This is a genomic window from Streptomyces sp. NBC_00829, assembly GCF_045161795.1.
GTDB lineage: Bacteria > Actinomycetota > Actinomycetes > Streptomycetales > Streptomycetaceae > Streptomyces.
This window is the reverse complement of the sequence record NZ_CP108867.1, coordinates 8,175,987-8,193,531: the sequence shown is the minus strand read 5'-3', so window position 1 is coordinate 8,193,531 and position 17,545 is coordinate 8,175,987. Positions and strand designations below refer to the sequence as shown.

The window sequence follows — 17,545 nt, the reverse complement described above, 5'->3', positions numbered from 1 at the left end:
ACACTTCGTACGCGTACCTGCGTCAGGAGCACCGTGTACCCGAACCGCAAGACCAGCGTCACAACCGCAGCGCTGCTGACGACAGCCGCTACCCTGGTTTACGGCTGCGACAGCAGCCCGTCGACCGGCAGCGGGCCGTCGAAAGCCGGTTGCCCCGCCGCCCTCGCGAAGGCAAAGGCAGCCGTTCAGCGGGCCGAGAACACCGACGCCTCCTGGAACGGCCCCATCAGCGGTCCCGCGGCGGTTCCCGACAAGGCCATCGTCTACGTTGCGCAGACCATGACCAATCCCGGCGTCGCAGGCGTCGCGAAGGGCGTCGAGGAAGCCGCAAAGACCATCGGCTGGAAGGTCCGGGTGATCGACGGCGAGGGCACCCCCGCCGGCATCCAGGCCGCGCTCAGCCAGGCCATCACCCTCAAGCCGTCAGGCGTCGTCATCGGCGGCTTCGATCCCCGCCTGACCTCGCAGCAGGTGGCGCGGGCCCAGGCGGCGGACATCCCGGTCATCGGCTGGCACGCGGTGGATTCTCCCGGCCCGAGTGAGAACGCCGGGCTCTACACGAACGTCACCACGAACGTGGAGGATGTGGCGAAGATCAGCGCAGACTGGATCATCGCCCGGTCCAACGGCAATGCCGGAGTCGTCGTCTTCACGGATGACTCCATCCCGTTCGCCAAGAACAAGTCCGAACTGATCAAGAGGGAGCTCGCCGCCTGTTCCGACGTGCGGCTCCTGACGTCCGTGAACATCCCCATCCCAGACGCGAGCAGCCGCACCCCCCAGGCGGTCTCCTCCCTCCTGTCCCGCTTCCAGAACAGCTGGACCTACTCCGTCGCCATCAACGACCTCTACTTCGCCGATGCAGCCCCGGCCTTCCGCGCAGCGGGCAAACCGGGGTCCGGACCGCCCTTCAACATCGGCGCGGGCGACGGCGACCCCTCCGCCTTCCAGCGCATCAACAGCGAGCAGTTCCAGGCCGCAACCGTCCCCGAGCCGCTGTCCCAGCAGGGCTGGCAGATCATCGACGAGTTCAACCGCGCCTTCGCCGACCGGCCCGCGAGCGGCTACGTCGCACCCGTGCACATCGCCACGGCCGATAACAGCAGCGGCGCCACATCCTGGGATCCGTCCGGTTACCGCGAGGCGTACGAGAAGATCTGGCGCAAGTGAAGCCACACTCGTCGTTGCTGCTGGGCTGCGAGTACCTGTCGCGGATGTCGAGGGAGAAGGCCCCCGTGCCCTCAAAACCACCAGGTGGTGTCCGGGTTGGGGGAGATCGGGTCGGCCCAGGCTTCCATGGAGCTCGCCTGGGTCACCGACGAGATGCCGAGTTCCCTGCCGCCCCTCGACCACGTGCTGGTCACACTGACCGCCCATTGGGGTGTTGTTCGATACCGGGCGAGGAGACCGCAACCGCCCCAGCGGCCGGCCGGCCCCCTCGCCCAGATGTCCGGCTCAGCCCCCAGGCCGGCCTGCAGCTTGCCGTTGATCGTTGCCACACCGCATGCGGGGACGTGGCCCCTTGCGAGTGATGGCCCGGGCTCTGCGAGGACGGTCAGAACAACAGGGCCCGCATCCGGAGCTCCGCAAGCAGGCAGGCGTCAGCTGTCGTTGGCCTTGCGGCGGCGAACGATGAAGACCGCACCGGCGCCGAGCGCGATGGCAGCACCGCCCGCGAGAGCGAGCTGCGGCAGGACGGAGGACGAACCGGTTGTGGCGAGGTCGCCCCCGTTCGCGATGGCCGTCTCCGGCGTGGCGGAGGTGCCAGCCGGGCCGGCGGAGGTGCCGCCCTGCGCGGACGGGCTCGGCTTGGGGGTCGGCCTGTCCTTGTCGTCGACCGTGTCGGGCTTGGCGTCGTCGACCTTTCCGGGCTTGCTGCCGGCGGCCAGGACCGTGAAGTCGTAGCGCTTCATCGGACCGAGGAGGCACGGGTTGTACTGGCTGGAGGCATCGCCGGCGAACTGGCCGACGCCCTTGCCCGTCGTGGCCGCGGCATCGATCGTGAGCCGCATCTTCACATCGCTGTGGTCGCCGGGCTTCATGGCGTCGATGGACGCGACATAGCTGTTGCCCTTGGCTTCGAGCTCCTGCCAGCCGGAACCGTTGGACCACTGCACCTTGAGGAAGTCCCAGTTCTTTCGCTCCCTCAGGACGACCAAGGCCAGCGGGTCCACGTTCAGTGTCCTGTCGGTGCCATTGGTCACCGTGAACGAGAAGTCGACCGTGGTCCCGGCGACGATCTTGGACGGCAGGCCGTCCGCGAGGACGGTCAGGCCCGAAACGCGCACGCACTCCGCGGCGGCGGCGCGCGCCTTGTCTGCGGCTTCCTTGATCTTGAGGGCCTTCTCAGGGGCGTCCTGGACCAGGCTGTACTCCTGCGACACCTTGACCCTGGCGTCGTTCCACGCTTCCCAGGCCGCCTCCTTCTTGGCATCGGCGTCCGCCTTGGCGTCGGCGGCCTTCTTGGCGTCGGTCTTGGCCGCCGTGAGAGCCTTTTTCGCCTCGGCCTTCCCGGCCTCGTCCTTGGCCGTCTCCAGCTTGGCCTCGGCGTCGGTGAGGGCCTTGTCTGCGGCCGTCTTGTCGGCCGCCGCGGCCTTGGCCACCGCGTCGTGGGCCAGGGCGGCGGCCTTGAGCGGGTGCGTGTCCAAGTCCAGGGCGGCCATGGCGGCCTTCAACTTCTTCAGCCCGGCCGCCTTGGCGGCGACCGCGTCCCCGTACGCCTTCTCCGCGTCGGCGGCGGCCTTCTCCAGCTCGGCGTAGGTCTTGGGCTGATTCAGCATCGGTGTCGCGGGCTTGGCGTCGGCGAATGCCGGAGCGGCGGAGAGCAGCACGACGGGGGTGGTCACAGTTACGGCAGCAGCCGTCGCGAGAGCACGGCGAAGCTTCACTTGATCCCTTTCTGAAGGTGGAAGTCAGGGTGACGGCTGGGGTGTTGACACGCTTTATGCGGCAGCCATGCCCATGATCGTATGACCGGGACAGGGGTCGGAGAGATCGAGATCTCAGCCCGGCCGTCCCCCAGTCGACGGCAAACCACTGGGCATAACAGGACGAATATTGATAGTTGCTCGCGTAGCCGCGGATTCTCTGAGATCTATCTCATCGCAGTTAAGGAAGGGACAAAAGATCTCGCGGATCCCGCTGCTTCACCTCCGGCGAGGGAAATCCCGGTGAGATTGATCATGGTCTCTATGGAGGCGCGCGGTCTGGCCGGGGCGGGGGTGGCCCGTCCGGCGCCTGCGCGATGGTGATGGCGATGCTGCCGCCCTGGCGGGCAGCGATGGCCTCGACGCGGAGGTGCCCCGGCTGGAGGCCACCGAGGTGGTGATCGGGCACAAGCTCAGGCGCCTGGCGGACCGGGGCTGGCTGCACCGCATCCCCGCCGGCCGCTTCACCGCCCTGCCGCAGCCGCCTGCCTGACCGGCCCCGGCCGGATTCGGGCGTAACGCTCAGGCACCCGACGGGAGTTGGGGATTCATTGCGAAAGAAGACCAGCGCCGCCGAGGGCTTCAGTTCGAGTGATGTGCCGAACGGATTGGCCAGACACCGGCAGGACAGCGGTGCTCAGGCGAGTGGAATCCGTCCCCTGCTCCGCATCGCGGTGCGGACGCGTTCTTGGGCCAGGGTGCGGCCCGCGGTGTGCGGGGTGGTCTCCCGTCGCCGGGCTTCGTCGAGGACGGTGACCGTGTTGGCTCGCAGTCTGGTCGAGATCGTTTCGAAGATGGTGGTGGTGTCGGGACGGAAGCCGGAGTAGCGGGAGTCCATGGCGAAGGCTGCCGCGACGACGCCTCCGGCGTTGGCGACGAAATCGGGGATCACGGCGATGCCGCGCTCGGCGAGAAGGAACTGGGCTTCGGGGGACGTGGGCAGATTCGCGCCTTCGACGACGAGCCGGGCCTTGATGTGCTGCGCGGTGGTGCGACTGATGACGTCCTGGAGGGCGGCGGGCACGAGGATGTCGCAGTCCACGGTGAGTTCGCTGCCGAGGGGCAGAGGGGTGCCGTGGTAGTGGCGGGTGACGAAGTGGTCGCCGTGCTCGTCGCGGGCCGCAAGGAGGTCCGCGACGTCGAGGCCGGTCGGGTTGTGCAGGGCGCCGTGGGCTGTGGAGACCGCTACGACGGTGGCGCCGAGTTCCGCGAAACGCCGGGCGGCCGCGCTGCCGACGGCGCCGAAGCCCTGGATGGCGACGCGGGAACCGGCCAGGGGCAGTCCCAGGTGCTGGGCCGCGGCGTCGGTGGCCTCGGCGACGCCGTAGCCGGTGACGCCGAGTTTGTCGTAGGCGACGCCGCCGAGGTGTTCGGGGGTGCCGACGGCGGCGCCTCGGTCACCGAGTTCGTCCTGGATGATGGCGGCGTCGCTCTCGGTCAGCCCCATGTCCAGGCCCATCACGTACTCGCGGGGGACCTCGTTGGACAGTGCGCGGGCGAACGCGCGCAGGATCGCTTCCTTGCCGCGGGAGGCGGGGTCGGCGGCGATACCTGCTTTGGCGCCGCCGTAGAAGAGGTCGACGCCGGCCCACTTCCAGGTCATGACGCGGGCCAGGCGGGCCACTTCGCCGACGGTCACGGTGGGGCTCATCCGGGTACCGCCCTTGCCCACACCCCGGGCGGTGTTGTCGATGACCAGGACACCTTTCATGCCGGTGCGCCGGTGGGAGACGACGACGATCTTCTCGGGGCCCCAGTCGTCGACGAGGGAAAGTGCATCAGTCACGGAAGGTCCTTGTCAGCAGAGATGTCGGCGGTGGTTCAGGCCGGGGAGGCGTTGGGCCGGGGATAGTGAGCGGCGATGAGCGGTGCGACATGTGTGCCGGTGCGGTCGGTCGGCTGGGCGATCTGGGTGCGGCAGCTGAAGCGGTCGGCGAGGATGTACGTGTCCGGGGCGGCAGCGCGTACAAGCGCGTACAGCGGTCAGCAGGACCAGTTCCTCACGCTTGGCGGCGACGCATCGTGACCCGTTGGCCGGGGATGCCGTCAGGTTCCGGTCACCTTCGCGCGCTCACGGGGACCCGTCGACGGCGGCAGCGGCCACCACCAGGTCCTGCCACGCCATGCCCGTGCCCTTGAACAGCTTCGGCCGCCGGGGCGCGATGTCCACGGCTCCGCGCACGAGTTCGGACAGGTTGCCCGCGATCACCCCGGTGTCGACGTCGCCCGAGCGCAGGGGGATCAGGAGGTCGCCCGCCTCACGCAGCGCCGCGGTGCGCGCCTCGACGACGACGGTGGCGCGGGCGACGAGGGCGCCGTCCACCTCGCGGGCCGTCGGTTCGTGCGATCCCATCGCCACGACGACCGCGTGGTCCGCGACCGCCGCGGCGGGGAACAGCGGCGTCCGCGCCGTCGTACAGCAGGCGACCACGTCGGCGGTCGCCACGGCATGCGGTGGGACGGCCTCCGCGGGCAGACCCGCCGACCGGCAGCGCTCGACGAGTTCGGCCGTCTGCTCCGGACGACGCGCGACGACGCCGACCGAGGAGATGGGGCGTACCGCCCTGACCGCCTCCACGTGGCCCCATGCCTGCGGTCCGGCTCCGAAGACGACGAGCCGTTCGGCGTCTGCGACCGCCAGGTGGTCCACGGCCACGGCGGAGACCGCGGGCGTCCGCAGCAGGGTCAGGGCGGAGCCGTCGATCAGGGCTGTCGGGCAGAGCGTGGCCGCGTCCATGAGGAGGTAGGAGGCGACGATGCGCGGCAGGCCGCGGGCGGGGTTGTCGGGCGCGACCGTGGCGATCTTCACCCCGACGTACGAGGACGACGTGGCGGGCATCAGCAGGAGCTGGCCCGCCTGGACGTCGAGTACGGTGCGCGGTACGTCCGCTTCGGGATCCAGCCCGGCGCGCAGGGCCCGGTCCAGTGCCGCGATGGCCCGTGGCATGGGCAGGCGGCGCGCCAGTTCCTCGGCGTCGATCAGGGGCAGTTTTGTGGGGTTCACGCGCTCAGTTCCTTCAGGACGTGCGAGGTCTTCTCCAGCGCCGCCGCCAACTGGGCCGGTTCTTGCCCGTAGGTGAACCGTAGGTGGTGCTCGGTTCCGAAGTGTGCCCCGGCGCCGACCAGCACCTTGCCGCGGGCGTACAGGGCCTCGGCGACGTCGGTGCTGGGCAGGTCCAGGTGGTAGCGGACGAATGCCAGGGAGGTGGCCTGGGGCGGCACGACCGAGAGCAGGTGGTCATGGGAGTCGATCCACCGCCGCATCTGGGTCCAGCTCTCGCGCAGGAAGCCGCGGTAGCGGTCGAGCAGCCGGAGGCAGGTGGCCGGCGCGAGCGACAGTTCCGCGAGCGCCATCGCCGTCCCGGCCGCGGAGAGGGTGGTGTACTCGTGCCGTTGGCGTAGCTGCGGAAGGAGCGCGGGTGGTGCGATCAGCCAGCCGAGGCGCAGCCCCGGCATGCCGAACGCCTTGGAGAGGCTGCCGACGCACACGACGCGGTCGTAGCGGCCCCAGAAGGTGGGGCTGAGCTCGTCGGTGTGGAGTTCGGTGCCGCGGTGGACCTCGTCGGAGAGGATCCAGGCGCCGACCCGGTCGGCGACGGAGACGATCGCTCGTATCTCCCCTTCGGTCAGGACGGTGCCCGCCGGGTTGTTGGGGGTTGTCAGCACGATGGCCCGGGTGTTCGGGCGGACCGCGCGGGCCAGGGCGTCGACGTCGGGTCGCCAGCCGCGCTCCGGGTCCAGGGGGACGTCGTCGACGTCGGCGCCCCGGTTCTGGGCCGCACCCCAGACCTGGCGGTAGCCGGGTGACATCGTCACCACGTGGTCCCCGGGGCGGACGAGGGTGTCGACAGCGACCGTGTTGGCCTCGGCCGCCCCGACGGTGACGATGACCTCCGATGCGTGGTCGGTGCTCCCGGCGTGCCAATGGGCGATCTGCGCGCGCAGGTGGTCCGTGCCGCACGTCGGCGGGTAGCCCAGCTCGCTGTCGAGGAGCCGGCTCAGCGCTTGTTCGTCGTCGAACAGCTCGCGCAGCCGGATCGGCCGACAGCCGCTGTCGGCCAGGCTGTATGTGGCGGTGGCTCCCCGCTTCTGCTGCCACTCGAGCAGTTCGAACGGGATGAAGGTCATGGATGTCTCCAGGTACTCGGCGGAATGGAGGCGGGAGAGGCGGCTCTATTCGGCGCTGTCCACCTTGGCGGGATCGCGCTCCACGGCCGGGCCGAGGACGGTGTCGATGCGCTGCATCACCGCCGGGTCGATGCGGACGCCCGCCGCCTTCGCGCTGTCACAGACCTGCTCCGGCCGGGAGGCCCCCACGATGGCCGCGGCGACATTCGGGTTCTGGAGCGTCCAGGCGACGGCGAGCTGGGCCGGGGTCAGGTCCAGCTCCCGGGCGACGGGGGCCAGCTGCTGCACCCGCTCCAGCACCTCGTCGCGCAGGAAGGTCCTCACCCAGCGGGCACCCGCCTCGTCCGTGGCGCGCGATCCCGCGGGCGGCGGCCGTCCGGGCAGGTATTTGCCGGTGAGCACGCCTTGGGCGAGGGGTGACCAGACGATCTGGCTGAGCCCTTCCCGTTCGCACAGGGGCACGATCTCCGGTTCGATGACGCGCCAGAGCATCGAGTACTGGGGCTGGTTGGAGACGAACCGTTCCAGGCCGAGTTCGCCGGTGAGCTTCACGGCCCGGGCGATCTGGTCGGCGGTCCACTCCGAGACGCCGATGTAGAGGACCTTGCCCTGCCGCACGAGGTCGTCGAAAGTCCTGAGCGTCTCCTCCAGCGGAGTGCGCTCGTCGAAGCGGTGTGCCTGGTACAGGTCGATGTAGTCGGTCCCGAGCCTGGTCAGCGAGCCGTTGACGGCCTCGGTGATGTGTTTGCGGGACAGGCCGCCGTCGTTCGGTCCGGGGCCGGTCGGGAAGAACACCTTGGTCGAGATCACCAGGGACTCGCGGCGCTGGCCCTGCAGCGCCTTGCCGAGCACGGTCTCGGCGGCCGTGCTCGCGTATATGTCGGCCGTGTCGAAGGTGGTGATGCCGGCGTCCAATGCCGCGTGCACGCACTCCACGGCCCGGCCGTCGTCGATCTGGGCGCCGTGTGTGACCCAGTTGCCGTAGGCGATCTCACTGACCTGGAGCCCGCTGCGGCCCAGTCGTCGGAACTTCATCCGCCGTCCTCACTGCTGTCGTCCTCGCTCCGGGCAAGGGGCGTGATCCGTACGCGGTTGTCGTGGAAGACCGCTCCGCCGCCCATGTCCGCGTCCCGTTCGTCGACGGTGGCGTTGGGGCCGGAGCCGCCGGTGAACTTGAGCCAGTGGCCCTTCGTCGTCATGGCGACTCCCGGGCGCACCACGTCGTCGATCCTGGCCAGGGCTTCGAAGGCGCCCCGTTCGTTGCTGATTCGAACGCGGTCGCCGGCTGCAATGCCGCTCGCCGCGGCGTCCTGCGGGTGCAGTACGACGTACGGCGGGCCGGCCCGGCGGCGCAGTTCGGGTTTGTTCCCGAAGACGGTGTTCAGGAAGAAGTGGTTCGCGACGGAGAGGAGGACGAGGGGCAAGGACCGCGCCCGTTCGGCGTCGTCGGTCTCGCTCGCCGGAACGTATCCGGCCACAGCGTCGTGGCCATCCGCCCGGGCGGTCTCCGAGACGAACTCCAGCTTCCCCGAAGGGGTGGGGAATCCGTTCGCGAAGGGCACGAATGCGTCCGGGTAGGCGAGCCGGGCCCATCCCTTGGTGCGCAGCGTGTCGACGGTGATACCGGCCAGGGACGGGTGCGCGGAGTCGAGGAGATCGCTCGCCAACTCTTCGTCGCCGGCGTAGAGAGCGGGTTCCGTCAGCTCCATGGCCCGGGCCAGGCGTCGGAAGGTCTCGGTGGTGGACAGGCACTCCCCTGGCGGAGCGACCGCCGGTTCGTTCCAGTTGACGTACAGGTGGCCGTAGCCGTCGTGCACGTCCAGGTGCTCGGTTTGCATGGTGGCGGGCAGCAGGATGTCGGCGTAGTCGGCGGTGTCGGTCTGGAAGTGGTCCATGACCACGGTGAAGAGGTCTTCGCGGGCGAGGCCGCGGCGGATCCGATTCTGGTCGGGAGAGCTGGCCAGCGGGTTGGCGCCGTAGACGACCAGTGCTTCGACGGGCGGATCGTCCACCTCCAGCAGTCCTTCGGCCAGCCGCGTCATGGACAGGGTGCGCACGGGGCGGCGCAGCAGGTCGTCCCGGTAGAGGGCTTCGCGGTTCGCGCCGAAGTAGCCGTCGGTCGAGTAGAGCAGTCCGCCGCCGGGCCGCTGCCAGTCCCCGGTGACGGCGGGCAGGCAGGCAAGGGTCCGCAGGGCGGCGCCGCCGCCGGCGTGGCGCTGGATGCCTTGCGACACCCCCAGGGCGGTTGGCCTGCTGCGGGCGATGCGCCGGCCGAGTCGGACGATCTCCTCCTCTCTCACGCCCGTCTCCCGCGCCGTGCGCCCGGGATCGAACTCCAGCACCCGCTGCCGGAACACCTCCCACCCCACGGTGTGGGCGGCCAGGTACTCCCGGTCCTCGGCGCCCTCTTGGAGTACGACGTGCAGCAGGCCCAGGGCGAGCGCGGCGTCCGAGCCCGGGATGGGCGCGATGTGTTCGTCGGCCTGGGCCGCCGAACGGCTGCGGATCGGGTCGATGACGACGACGTGTGCGCCCTTCCTGCGCGCGCGTTGGATCACCTTCCACAGGTGGTGGCGGCTGGTGAGGGGATTGCTCCCCCACAGCAGGACCAGCCGGGAGTACGCCAGGCTCTCCGGGTCGATCCCCATACTGACGCCGAGGGTGTACCGGAGGCCGGCGAGACCGGCGATGGAGCAGATCGTCATGTCGTGGCGCGAGGCGCCCAAGACGTTCCACAGCCGGCTGCCGGCGCGCCCCTGGAGCCCCTGGAGGAAGCCGAGGGTGCCGGTGCCCTGGTACGGCCAGATCGCCTCGCCGCCGTGGCGTTCGATCGTCTGCCTCAGCCGCTGGGCGATCTCTTCGAGGGCGCTGTCCCAGTTGATGCGCTCGAACCGGCCCTCCCCCTTGCGACCGACGCGCCGCAGGGGGTGGAGCAGCCGGTCGGGGGCGCGGGTGTGCTCCAGGAACTGGTTGACCTTCACACACAGGGTGCCCCGGGTGTAGGGGTGGTCCGGGGTGCCGCGCAGCGCAACGGCTTCGCCGTCCCGGACCGTCACCTGCCAGCTACAGGCGTCCGCGCAGTCCAGCGGGCACGCCCCGGGGACCAGTGGGACGTTCATGTGCCCCTCCTTCCCGACGGCTCGTCGAGCATCGTGCCCCGCTGGGCCAGTTCCTTGAGCAGCGACCGCGAGAGCACTCCTGTCATCACCTCCTGCGCGGTGCCGGCCGAGCTGATCCGGCCGTCCCGCGCCACGCTCACGTCGACCTCGCCACCGGGCATGCGGACCGTCACGTCGGGGCCGACGAGGCCGCGTGCGCGTGCCACGGCCGCCGCGGCGCACGCGCCGCTGCCCGACGCGGGTACGGGGCCGGCGGCCCGCTCCCAGACCGCGATGTCCAGCGTGCGGTCGTCGTGGACACGCACGAACTCCACGTTGGTGCCCTCGGGGTGGCGGGGGTGCCAGGCCAGGACGGGGCCCAGGCGCTGCACCAGCTCACCGTCGATCGTGTCCCTGAGGACGACGGTGTGGGGGACGCCGAGGTGCAGGTCGGTGACGGTGACCTCGTCGCCCGGTCCGGCGCCTGCCAGCGGGACGACGGTGGTTGCCGCGCCACCGTCGTCCGTGCCCCCGCCGGTGGTGAAGCGCGCCCGACCCATGCCCACGCACACCCGCCCGTCGGTGACGTCCGTGATCCGGACCTCCGCGTCGCCGCCGGGCGTGCGTACGGTGAACGGCGTCCCCGTACGCCACTCCTGCACGTAGTGCTCGCCGAGGTACAGCGCGAACATGCGCAGCCCGTTGCCGCTCATCCCGCACTCGCTGCCGTCCGCGTTGAAGATGCGCAGCAGTGCGGCGGTGCCGGGCCGGGGCGCATCCAGCGGTCCGAAGAGCAGTCCGTCGGCGCCGACTCCGCGGTGCCGGTCGCAGAGCAGCCGGACGGCCTCGGGGACGGGCTCCGTGCCCAGGGCCGTACCTCCGCCTCGGGGGTCGATGATCAGGTAGTCGTTGCCGAGCGCCTGGTACTTCACGAAGTCGCCCATGAACCGGCCGCCGCGGCCGGTCAGTTCAGCGGGCGGTCGGCGAGGGCAGCCGCTTCGTACTCCTCGCCGTACCACCCTTTTTCCCAGGTGGAGTAGGCGACGATCACGATGTCCCGGTGGCCGGGGCCACCGTCGGCGGAGATGACGTCGGTGGCTTCGTGCTTGATCGCCTTGTCGTCCAACACGACGGCCTTCCCCGCCGCCAGTGTGCCCGTCCAGATCGGCGCGTCGGCGTCCGGCATCCACAGGCGGGTCTCGCCTCCGGCGACGTTGTTCCGCCGCAGCACGGCGATCATGATGTACTCGTGTCCGTCGCTGTGCACGCCCTCCGGGGTTATCGGTGCGCAGCGCTCGCTTTCGGCCCTGCTGCGGTTCTGGTGGATGTTGATCTGCCAGTCATGGCTGCGGTCCAGATCGAGCGCGTCCGCGCCGATGGTGACCAGCGGGGTGAAGTCGACCTCGATCGGCTCGTAGGTGCGGCGGATGCCGCCGGCCACGTTGTTGTACCTCTTGGAGATGATGTAGTCGCGCTGCGGCAGCTTCTCGTAGATCCAGCCCCGGTCGCTTCCGGGCTCCGGCGACAGCTGGTACTGCGTGAACCGCTTGTAGCGCGTGCCGTGGCCCATGAACGGGTCGAGCGGGAGGTTGTCGTAGCTGTCCAACGTCTCCGGTGTCGCCGGGGGCAAGTCGATGATCGAGAACCCCTGTGAGCCGATTGCCATGGCGCTGAGCCCTTCCTGTCAGACCGGTCGGTGGGTGGCGAGATCGGGCATGCGTTCGTCGAGGTAGCGGGCGGAGGAGTTGAGCCGCCACAGTGTTCCTCGGGCGATCGCCCGCCGCATGCGCTCGGAGGTGGCGGCGGGGACGACCACGTTGTGGAACCAGCCGGCTGCGTGCCGGGAGTCGATGGTGATGTGCAGCTTGTGGTACACGATGCCGACGTCGGGCAGCCCGAGCCGTTCCCAGGCGTGCACGACGTGGACGAAGCGCTCGGGCGCCAGCCATTCGGTCATCCCGAGGAATCCGACGGCTTCCGGATACAGGTGCCGGTACCGGCACAGGAGCACGGCGAGGTTTCCCGACAGCAGGGCGTTGGCGGTGAGCGACCGCTCCAGTTCCTCGGCGGGAATATCGAAGACCCGGAGGATCTGATTGAAGAGATGGGTGTGAACCTGCGAAGGATCACCATTTCCCATCTCGTCCCAGAAGTTTTCGGCGATCTCCCTCTTCGAGTCGCCGCTGGTACCGACCTGCATCGTGGCAAGAAGATCATCGAATCGACCGTCAACGACCGATTCCTGGATCACGTAGTTCCGTAGATCGTCCGCCGTGGCATGATGGCGGATAAATTCCCGGTAGTACGGGTGCTTGTACACGCGGTGTTCACGCGCGGACTTCTTCAACCAGGACAGATACGCGGACGGCTCGGCGGGTGCCGCGTCGAGTGCGCCCGACTCCAACGCGGCGTCCTCGGCGACCGCGGTGGCCTGCTCCAACAGGCGAAGCACCTCGTGGACGAACGTGGAGCCTTCGGCAGTGGGTCCCTCGGGGAGCCGGGTGGAGAGCCCGTAGATACGGGAGAGCAACAGTTGCTGGCCGTAGAACGCCGCCGGATCACCGGCTGCCGACCGTGCGTTGAGATCACTGACGGCCGCCCGTAACGCCGCCCGTTCAGCTATGGTCACTGATGCGTCGAGATCTTCTGCCGGACGTTTCAGCAGCGAGGAGACTTCCTCTACCACCGGATAGGCGTCCACACCTGATTTCTGATCTAGTAAGTGAGCTTCCGTACTCACACCGCCTCCTGGCGTATGCCGAATCCCCATGCCAATGGCATGGCCACTATCAAACGCTAGTGCCCCGTCAACCCAGGAGCCACATCGCATCAGGAGTTTGGCGAGAAGGCAGGGGTTGACACACCTTGTATAGGGAAGCGATCGGGGCGAAATGACATGGCGCAACACTCATCGACGAACCTGATGAATCCCACGAAAGGGCAACGGGCGGTGGGCCGAAGGCCCACCGCCCAGGCGCATTACCGCTCCCGCGCGATCACTCCTCGGTCCGTGTGGACGGCTGGGGAGCGCGCCTGGCGCGGCCCCGGTCCAGGTCAGGACTCCTTCGGGAGCGCGGTTGTCCGAATCCCTCGCGGGCCGCGAGGAAGAGCACAGCGAAGAGCAGCAGGGCCGTGCCGGTGAGGGCGATCGCGTTCAGCCGCTCGCCGAAGACCAGGACGCCGATGGCCGCCGCAGTGAGCGGATCGACCAGGGCGACCACGGAGGCCGTGGTCGCCCGGACCACCCGGAGGCCGATGAAGAGCAGGATGTACGCCAGCGCCGTCGGCACCGCCCCCAGATAGAGGATCAGGCCAAGGGTCCACGCCGGCCGATCCATGTCGGGCACCAAGCCCTCCCACACGGCCATCGGCAGGAGACAGAGCATGCCCACGGTGAAGCCGGGCAGCGTGGACTCGAAGGCGCCACTGGGGTTGTCCCGCCCGGCGAAGCGGCCCAGCAGGGTCACACCCGCGTAGCCCGCGGCGGAGAGCAGTGCGTATCCGATGCCCAGGAGGGGATTGGGGCCGGTGCTCCCGTCGGCTCCCCCCATCAGCAGCGCCAGGCCGGCAACGCCGCTCGCCACCGCGGCAGTTCCGGCGGCGCCGGTGCGCTCGCCCAGGGTCAACCGGGCGCCGACGGCCACCAGTAGCGGGCCCAGGCCCAGGGTCGCCACTGTGCCCACGGCCAGTCCGGCCTGCTGCACGGAGGCGAAGTAAGCGGACTGGGCCACCGCCATCCCGAAGCCCGTGATCAGGGCCCGCCGGGGGTTCGCCGCGAACATCGCGCGCAGCGAGGACACCGTCTCGGGCCGCCTGGCCCGCCAGACGGAGTGGGCCGCCAGGAGCAGCCCGAGTCCGGTCAGGAACCGCCAGAAGGAAACGGCGACGGGACCGATCCCGCCGACGTCGTACATTTCGGTGGCCACGGCACCGCCGGTGCCCCAGGCCGTGGCCGCGATCGCGACGTAAAGGGCGCCCCGCCACACGGGCAGGGCGGAAGAGGACTGCAAAGGAGGTCTCCTCGGTCGATTGCCAACACGAAGTCTTCGTGGGCAACCCACGCAGCCACCCCGGCATCCCGGAATGGCTGTGTGACTGCCCGCCTCAGGCGGCGGGCGGCGGAGGGGTCATCAGCAGGTACATGCGGGCATCCTACGGCGGGAGATGCCCGGGATGCGCCGCATCCGGCCCGGATACGGTCAATCTGGCCTAAGACAGCCGCCGTTGCCTCGCTGACCTCGGCCAGCGGCGGCGGGCCCACCAGCTCATGGACGAGGGTTTCGCCCTGCTGCCCGGTACCCGTTCCAAGACACGGGCCGTGTTGCTGACTTACCAGGCCGAGACCTACCTCCGCGACGGCGAACCGGAAAATCGCCGCCCCGACCGCCACCCGCTCCCTGGACCTGGCCAGCCGCGTCAACGCACACCGCAGGCGTTGGCGAACTCCTCGAACGGCTCCGAGCCGTCCCGTCGGCCGACATCGGACCGCACTCGACAGCCTGAACCGGCAGGCCCCGGCGCCGCATCCGCTGATCATGTGACTTACGGTGAGCGCCGTCACAGCACGGGGAGAAGCGATGGGGAGAGGCGGGACAGGTGGCGTTCCCCCGCGACGCGCGAGGCTCCACCCGGCTCCCATCCGTTCGGTCTCGCGCGGCTCAGTGCTCAGCCTTCGGTGAGAACACTCAACCTTCGCTGCGAGAGGTCACATCGCCGTTCGCGCTGTGGCCGGTTCCCAGTCTGGGAACGCTGGACCTGCCATGGAATCTCGGGCCGCTGCTGGTACGTGAACTCTGTGGCCAGCGCGAGCGCTCGGCGGGCTTCCTCGGTCGTAGTGGAGGGCTGACTGCGTTCCCGCGCGTGCCCGTGGACTGCGCGCACGAAGCTTCCGACCCAGCCGGTGAAGCGGATGAACTGGGCGCCCTCGTCGAGCAGGTGAGCGACCAGGCCGACGGCGTCGGCGACAGCATCCAGCCGTTCAGGCAGAAGAAGCGGGGAAGAAGCAGGGGGAAGATCTGAGTGCGCCCCGGCGGCTCCGTCGGCGCGCCCTCTTCGCCACACTCACCGTGCGCTTCTCGATGCGCAGGTCGAAACGATTTTCCGTCCTCGCGCATCCCGCTCGCCTAATGTTTCATTTTTGACGAACCTCGTGAGCCGCAGTACATCCCTCTGGCCCCTTTAGAACTTTACATATGATCCCATTTTCTCTAGCGCCCTTGCTGCGGCATCCACCTATGCACGTAGCTATTTGCGTACACCCGCTTCCTTGTTCCGGCTCCCGATGGGCCTGGACAGGGCGGCAGTGAACCGCCTCCGGTTCGCAGCCGGCCAGGAGGGGCGGTCGTGACACCTGTACGTGAGGAGAAGTCATGAAGAAGGCTTACGAGGCGCCGACGCTGGTCCGGCTCGGGACGTTCCGGAAGAAGACCGGGCTCTTGCAGAGCTCCGGCAACGACCGTCTCATCCTGAGCAAGAACTGACGAGCGACGGTTCCTGACCCGACGTCATGACTGAACTGCACGAGAGTGCGGGGACGGGCCCCGGCGACGCGCACTTCACGGTCTTCACCGACCGGGAAGACGCGGCCGCCGTGGCCCGCTCCTTCGCCCGCCCCGGAACGCGAATCCTGCAGCACGCTTCGGGCCGGCCCTGGCTGGTGGGGCGATGGCACGATGAGGAGATCGTCACCGTACGCGCCGGCCAGACGGCCCTCGCCGTCATCGGCTGCTGCCCGGTCGATGCCGTAGAGCTCAAGCACCAAGCCGGGCGGCTACGTGATCTCGCCGAACTCGACGCACTGGCCCGCTCCCTTCCAGGAAGCTTCCATCTCGTCGCCGCGCTCGGCGGGCGGCTCAGGGTGCAGGGCACCGCCTCCGGGCTCCGGCTGGTCTTCCATGCCCCCGTTGACGGAACACAGGTGGCTGCCACCCGCGCCGACGTACTCGCCGCCGCGCTCGGCACCGACCCGGACGAGGAGCAACTGGCCGTCCGGCTGCTGTGGCCGGTTCCCCATCCGCTCGCCGAGGCACCCATGTGGCGAGGCATCACGGCCGTGTCCCCGCAGGACGCGCTGATCGTCTCGCCGGACGGCCGGACCGTACGCCACTCGCGCTGGTGGACACCGCCGGAACCGGTACGCACCCTCGCCGATGGCGCCCCTCTCGTCCGCGAAGCCCTGGCCACGGCGGTCGACGCCCGTACCCGGCAGGGTGGCGTGGTCAGCTGCGACCTGTCAGGCGGCCTGGATTCCACCTCCATCTGTTTCCTGGCCAACCGCTCACCGGCTCGGGTAGTGGCCAGCACCTGGCCGGGTCGCGACCCCGCCGACACCGATCTGTACTGGGCAGAACAGGCCGCCCGCTCATTGCCGGACATCGACCATGTGGTCTGGGACGCCGATGCCTCGCCGCTCGTCTACACCGGCCTGCTCGGCATCGATGACCTGCTGGACGAACCGACCATCGGCGTCATGGACCGATCAAGGGTCCTGCACCACCTGCCCGGTCTGGCGGAGCGCGGCAGCCGGCTGCACCTGACCGGCATCGGCGGCGACCACGTGGCCTGGTGCTCGGAGGCGTACTACCACCGACTGCTCCGCACCCGCCCGCTGTTCGCGCTGCGCCAGCTGCGCGGCTTCAGGGCCCTGTGGCAGTGGCCACTTGGCGGCACGGCACGCGCGCTGGCCGACTCGCGGCCGTACGGGAAGTGGCTGGCCGACTCCAGCGGCCGTCTGCGAGACCCGCTGCCCGCCACCGTCGGCACCAGCCTCGGCTGGGGCATGCCCCCTCGCCTCTTCGACTGGGTCACCCCCGACGCCGAACGGATGGCCCAACGGGCGCTGCGCGAGGCCGCCATGACCGCCGTACCGCTGCACCCGGACCGCGGCATGCACACCGACCTCGAACAGATCCTTTCCTGCACCCGCATCATCCGCCAGTGGGACCGGATGGCCGCCCGGGCCGGCGTACCGATGGCATCGCCGTTCCTCGACGACCGCGTCATCGAGGAATGCCTCGCCATCCGCCCGAGCGAGCGCGTCACGCCCTGGCAGTACAAACCCCTCCTGACCGCCGCCATGAGCGGGATCGTGCCCGATGCGTGCCTACGGCGCACCAACAAGGCCGCCGCTTCCATGGACGCATCCAACGGACTGCGCGAACACCGCGCCGATCTGCTGGCGCTCTGGGCGGACTCCCGGCTGGAACAGCTCGGCCTCATCGACGGCGCAGCCCTGCGCCGGCTCGCTCAGCGGCCGGCCACACCCGAACTGCGCAACGCGATCCTCTACTCGACCATCGCCGCCGAAGTGTGGCTGCGCGGCCTCCACCCAACGACCGAGCCCAAAGCTCCCGCCTCCTCATGACCACCGTTCCCCCAGCAGAAAGGCACACG

General features: G+C 69.6%; 17 protein-coding genes. 6 read left to right on the top strand and 11 right to left on the bottom strand.

What is annotated here, in order from left to right:
• The first annotated feature begins 33 nt into the window (after window positions 1-33).
• Window positions 34-1,170 carry a substrate-binding domain-containing protein gene (locus OG293_RS36520; protein WP_406003037.1) on the top strand — a complete coding sequence of 379 codons (1,137 nt, stop codon included), beginning with the start codon at window positions 34-36 and terminating at the stop codon, window positions 1,168-1,170.
• Between the two features lie 71 nt (window positions 1,171-1,241).
• Here the strand turns inward: OG293_RS36520 and OG293_RS36515 are convergent, their stop codons facing one another.
• A complete protein-coding gene (locus OG293_RS36515; protein WP_406003036.1) occupies window positions 1,242-1,364 on the bottom strand; it encodes a hypothetical protein in 123 nt (40 codons plus the stop codon).
• Window positions 1,365-1,601: 237 nt separating this feature from the next.
• Window positions 1,602-2,846 (bottom strand): hypothetical protein, encoded by a 1,245-nt coding sequence (locus OG293_RS36510; protein ID WP_406003035.1) that lies wholly within the window; start codon window positions 2,844-2,846, stop codon window positions 1,602-1,604.
• Window positions 2,847-3,297: 451 nt separating this feature from the next.
• Between OG293_RS36510 and OG293_RS36505 the strand changes: the two genes are divergently transcribed.
• Window positions 3,298-3,420, top strand: a complete 123-nt coding sequence (locus OG293_RS36505) for a hypothetical protein (RefSeq protein WP_406003034.1) — start codon at window positions 3,298-3,300, stop codon at window positions 3,418-3,420.
• A gap of 144 nt (window positions 3,421-3,564) precedes the next feature.
• Here the strand turns inward: OG293_RS36505 and OG293_RS36500 are convergent, their stop codons facing one another.
• Entirely contained in the window at window positions 3,565-4,713 is a 1,149-nt protein-coding gene (locus tag OG293_RS36500) for a Glu/Leu/Phe/Val dehydrogenase (protein ID WP_406003033.1), read from the bottom strand.
• A 75-nt stretch (window positions 4,714-4,788) separates the two neighbouring features.
• Here OG293_RS36500 and OG293_RS36495 point away from each other — a divergent pair, with 75 nt between their 5' ends.
• Window positions 4,789-4,953, top strand: a complete 165-nt coding sequence (locus tag OG293_RS36495; protein WP_406003032.1) for a hypothetical protein — start codon at window positions 4,789-4,791, stop codon at window positions 4,951-4,953.
• A gap of 45 nt (window positions 4,954-4,998) precedes the next feature.
• Here OG293_RS36495 and OG293_RS36490 read toward each other — a convergent pair whose 3' ends face one another.
• From OG293_RS36490 to OG293_RS36455, 8 genes are all read right to left on the bottom strand, one after another.
• Window positions 4,999-5,931, bottom strand: a complete 933-nt coding sequence (locus OG293_RS36490; RefSeq protein WP_406003031.1) for an ornithine cyclodeaminase family protein — start codon at window positions 5,929-5,931, stop codon at window positions 4,999-5,001.
• Complete coding sequence (locus OG293_RS36485; RefSeq protein ID WP_406003030.1) at window positions 5,928-7,055, bottom strand: aminotransferase class I/II-fold pyridoxal phosphate-dependent enzyme; 1,128 nt, start codon at window positions 7,053-7,055, stop codon at window positions 5,928-5,930. Before OG293_RS36485 ends, OG293_RS36490 begins: the two co-directional genes overlap by 4 nt.
• A 45-nt stretch (window positions 7,056-7,100) precedes the next feature.
• Window positions 7,101-8,090 (bottom strand): aldo/keto reductase family protein, encoded by a 990-nt coding sequence (locus tag OG293_RS36480; protein WP_406003029.1) that lies wholly within the window; start codon window positions 8,088-8,090, stop codon window positions 7,101-7,103.
• Window positions 8,087-10,174: a molybdopterin-dependent oxidoreductase gene (locus OG293_RS36475; RefSeq protein WP_406003028.1), complete on the bottom strand. Its 2,088-nt coding sequence runs from the start codon at window positions 10,172-10,174 to the stop codon at window positions 8,087-8,089. Before OG293_RS36475 ends, OG293_RS36480 begins: the two co-directional genes overlap by 4 nt.
• Window positions 10,171-11,097 carry a diaminopimelate epimerase gene (gene dapF / locus OG293_RS36470; RefSeq protein ID WP_406003027.1) on the bottom strand — a complete coding sequence of 309 codons (927 nt, stop codon included), beginning with the start codon at window positions 11,095-11,097 and terminating at the stop codon, window positions 10,171-10,173. Before dapF ends, OG293_RS36475 begins: the two co-directional genes overlap by 4 nt.
• Window positions 11,098-11,117: 20 nt before the next feature.
• Entirely contained in the window at window positions 11,118-11,819 is a 702-nt protein-coding gene (locus OG293_RS36465; RefSeq protein WP_406003026.1) for a 2OG-Fe dioxygenase family protein, read from the bottom strand.
• Window positions 11,820-11,837: 18 nt separating this feature from the next.
• Window positions 11,838-12,854: an iron-containing redox enzyme family protein gene (locus tag OG293_RS36460; RefSeq protein ID WP_406003025.1), complete on the bottom strand. Its 1,017-nt coding sequence runs from the start codon at window positions 12,852-12,854 to the stop codon at window positions 11,838-11,840.
• A gap of 295 nt (window positions 12,855-13,149) precedes the next feature.
• Complete coding sequence (locus OG293_RS36455; protein WP_406003024.1) at window positions 13,150-14,163, bottom strand: DMT family transporter; 1,014 nt, start codon at window positions 14,161-14,163, stop codon at window positions 13,150-13,152.
• An 850-nt stretch (window positions 14,164-15,013) separates the two neighbouring features.
• Between OG293_RS36455 and OG293_RS36450 the strand changes: the two genes are divergently transcribed.
• The 3 genes from OG293_RS36450 to OG293_RS36440 all read left to right on the top strand — a co-directional run bounded on the left by OG293_RS36450 (window position 15,014) and on the right by OG293_RS36440 (window position 17,516).
• Window positions 15,014-15,172: a hypothetical protein gene (locus OG293_RS36450; RefSeq protein WP_406003023.1), complete on the top strand. Its 159-nt coding sequence runs from the start codon at window positions 15,014-15,016 to the stop codon at window positions 15,170-15,172.
• 350 nt (window positions 15,173-15,522) lie between these two features.
• A complete protein-coding gene (locus OG293_RS36445; RefSeq protein ID WP_107050258.1) occupies window positions 15,523-15,633 on the top strand; it encodes a keywimysin-related RiPP in 111 nt (36 codons plus the stop codon).
• A gap of 26 nt (window positions 15,634-15,659) precedes the next feature.
• Window positions 15,660-17,516 (top strand): lasso peptide isopeptide bond-forming cyclase, encoded by a 1,857-nt coding sequence (locus OG293_RS36440; RefSeq protein ID WP_406003022.1) that lies wholly within the window; start codon window positions 15,660-15,662, stop codon window positions 17,514-17,516.
• Window positions 17,517-17,545 lie beyond the last annotated feature (29 nt).

Bases quoted from the DNA above. Each gene is read 5' to 3' on its own strand.
- OG293_RS36445 (WP_107050258.1), top strand. From the start codon at position 15,523: ATGAAGAAGGCTTACGAGGCGCCGACGCTGGTCCGGCTCGGGACGTTC.
- OG293_RS36495 (WP_406003032.1), top strand. From the start codon at position 4,789: ATGAGCGGTGCGACATGTGTGCCGGTGCGGTCGGTCGGCTGGGCGATC.
- OG293_RS36465 (WP_406003026.1), bottom strand. From the start codon at position 11,819: ATGGCAATCGGCTCACAGGGGTTCTCGATCATCGACTTGCCCCCGGCG.
- OG293_RS36480 (WP_406003029.1), bottom strand. From the start codon at position 8,090: ATGAAGTTCCGACGACTGGGCCGCAGCGGGCTCCAGGTCAGTGAGATC.
- dapF (WP_406003027.1), bottom strand. From the start codon at position 11,097: ATGGGCGACTTCGTGAAGTACCAGGCGCTCGGCAACGACTACCTGATC.
- OG293_RS36485 (WP_406003030.1), bottom strand. From the start codon at position 7,055: ATGACCTTCATCCCGTTCGAACTGCTCGAGTGGCAGCAGAAGCGGGGA.
- OG293_RS36440 (WP_406003022.1), top strand. From the start codon at position 15,660: ATGACTGAACTGCACGAGAGTGCGGGGACGGGCCCCGGCGACGCGCAC.
- OG293_RS36475 (WP_406003028.1), bottom strand. From the start codon at position 10,174: ATGAACGTCCCACTGGTCCCCGGGGCGTGCCCGCTGGACTGCGCGGAC.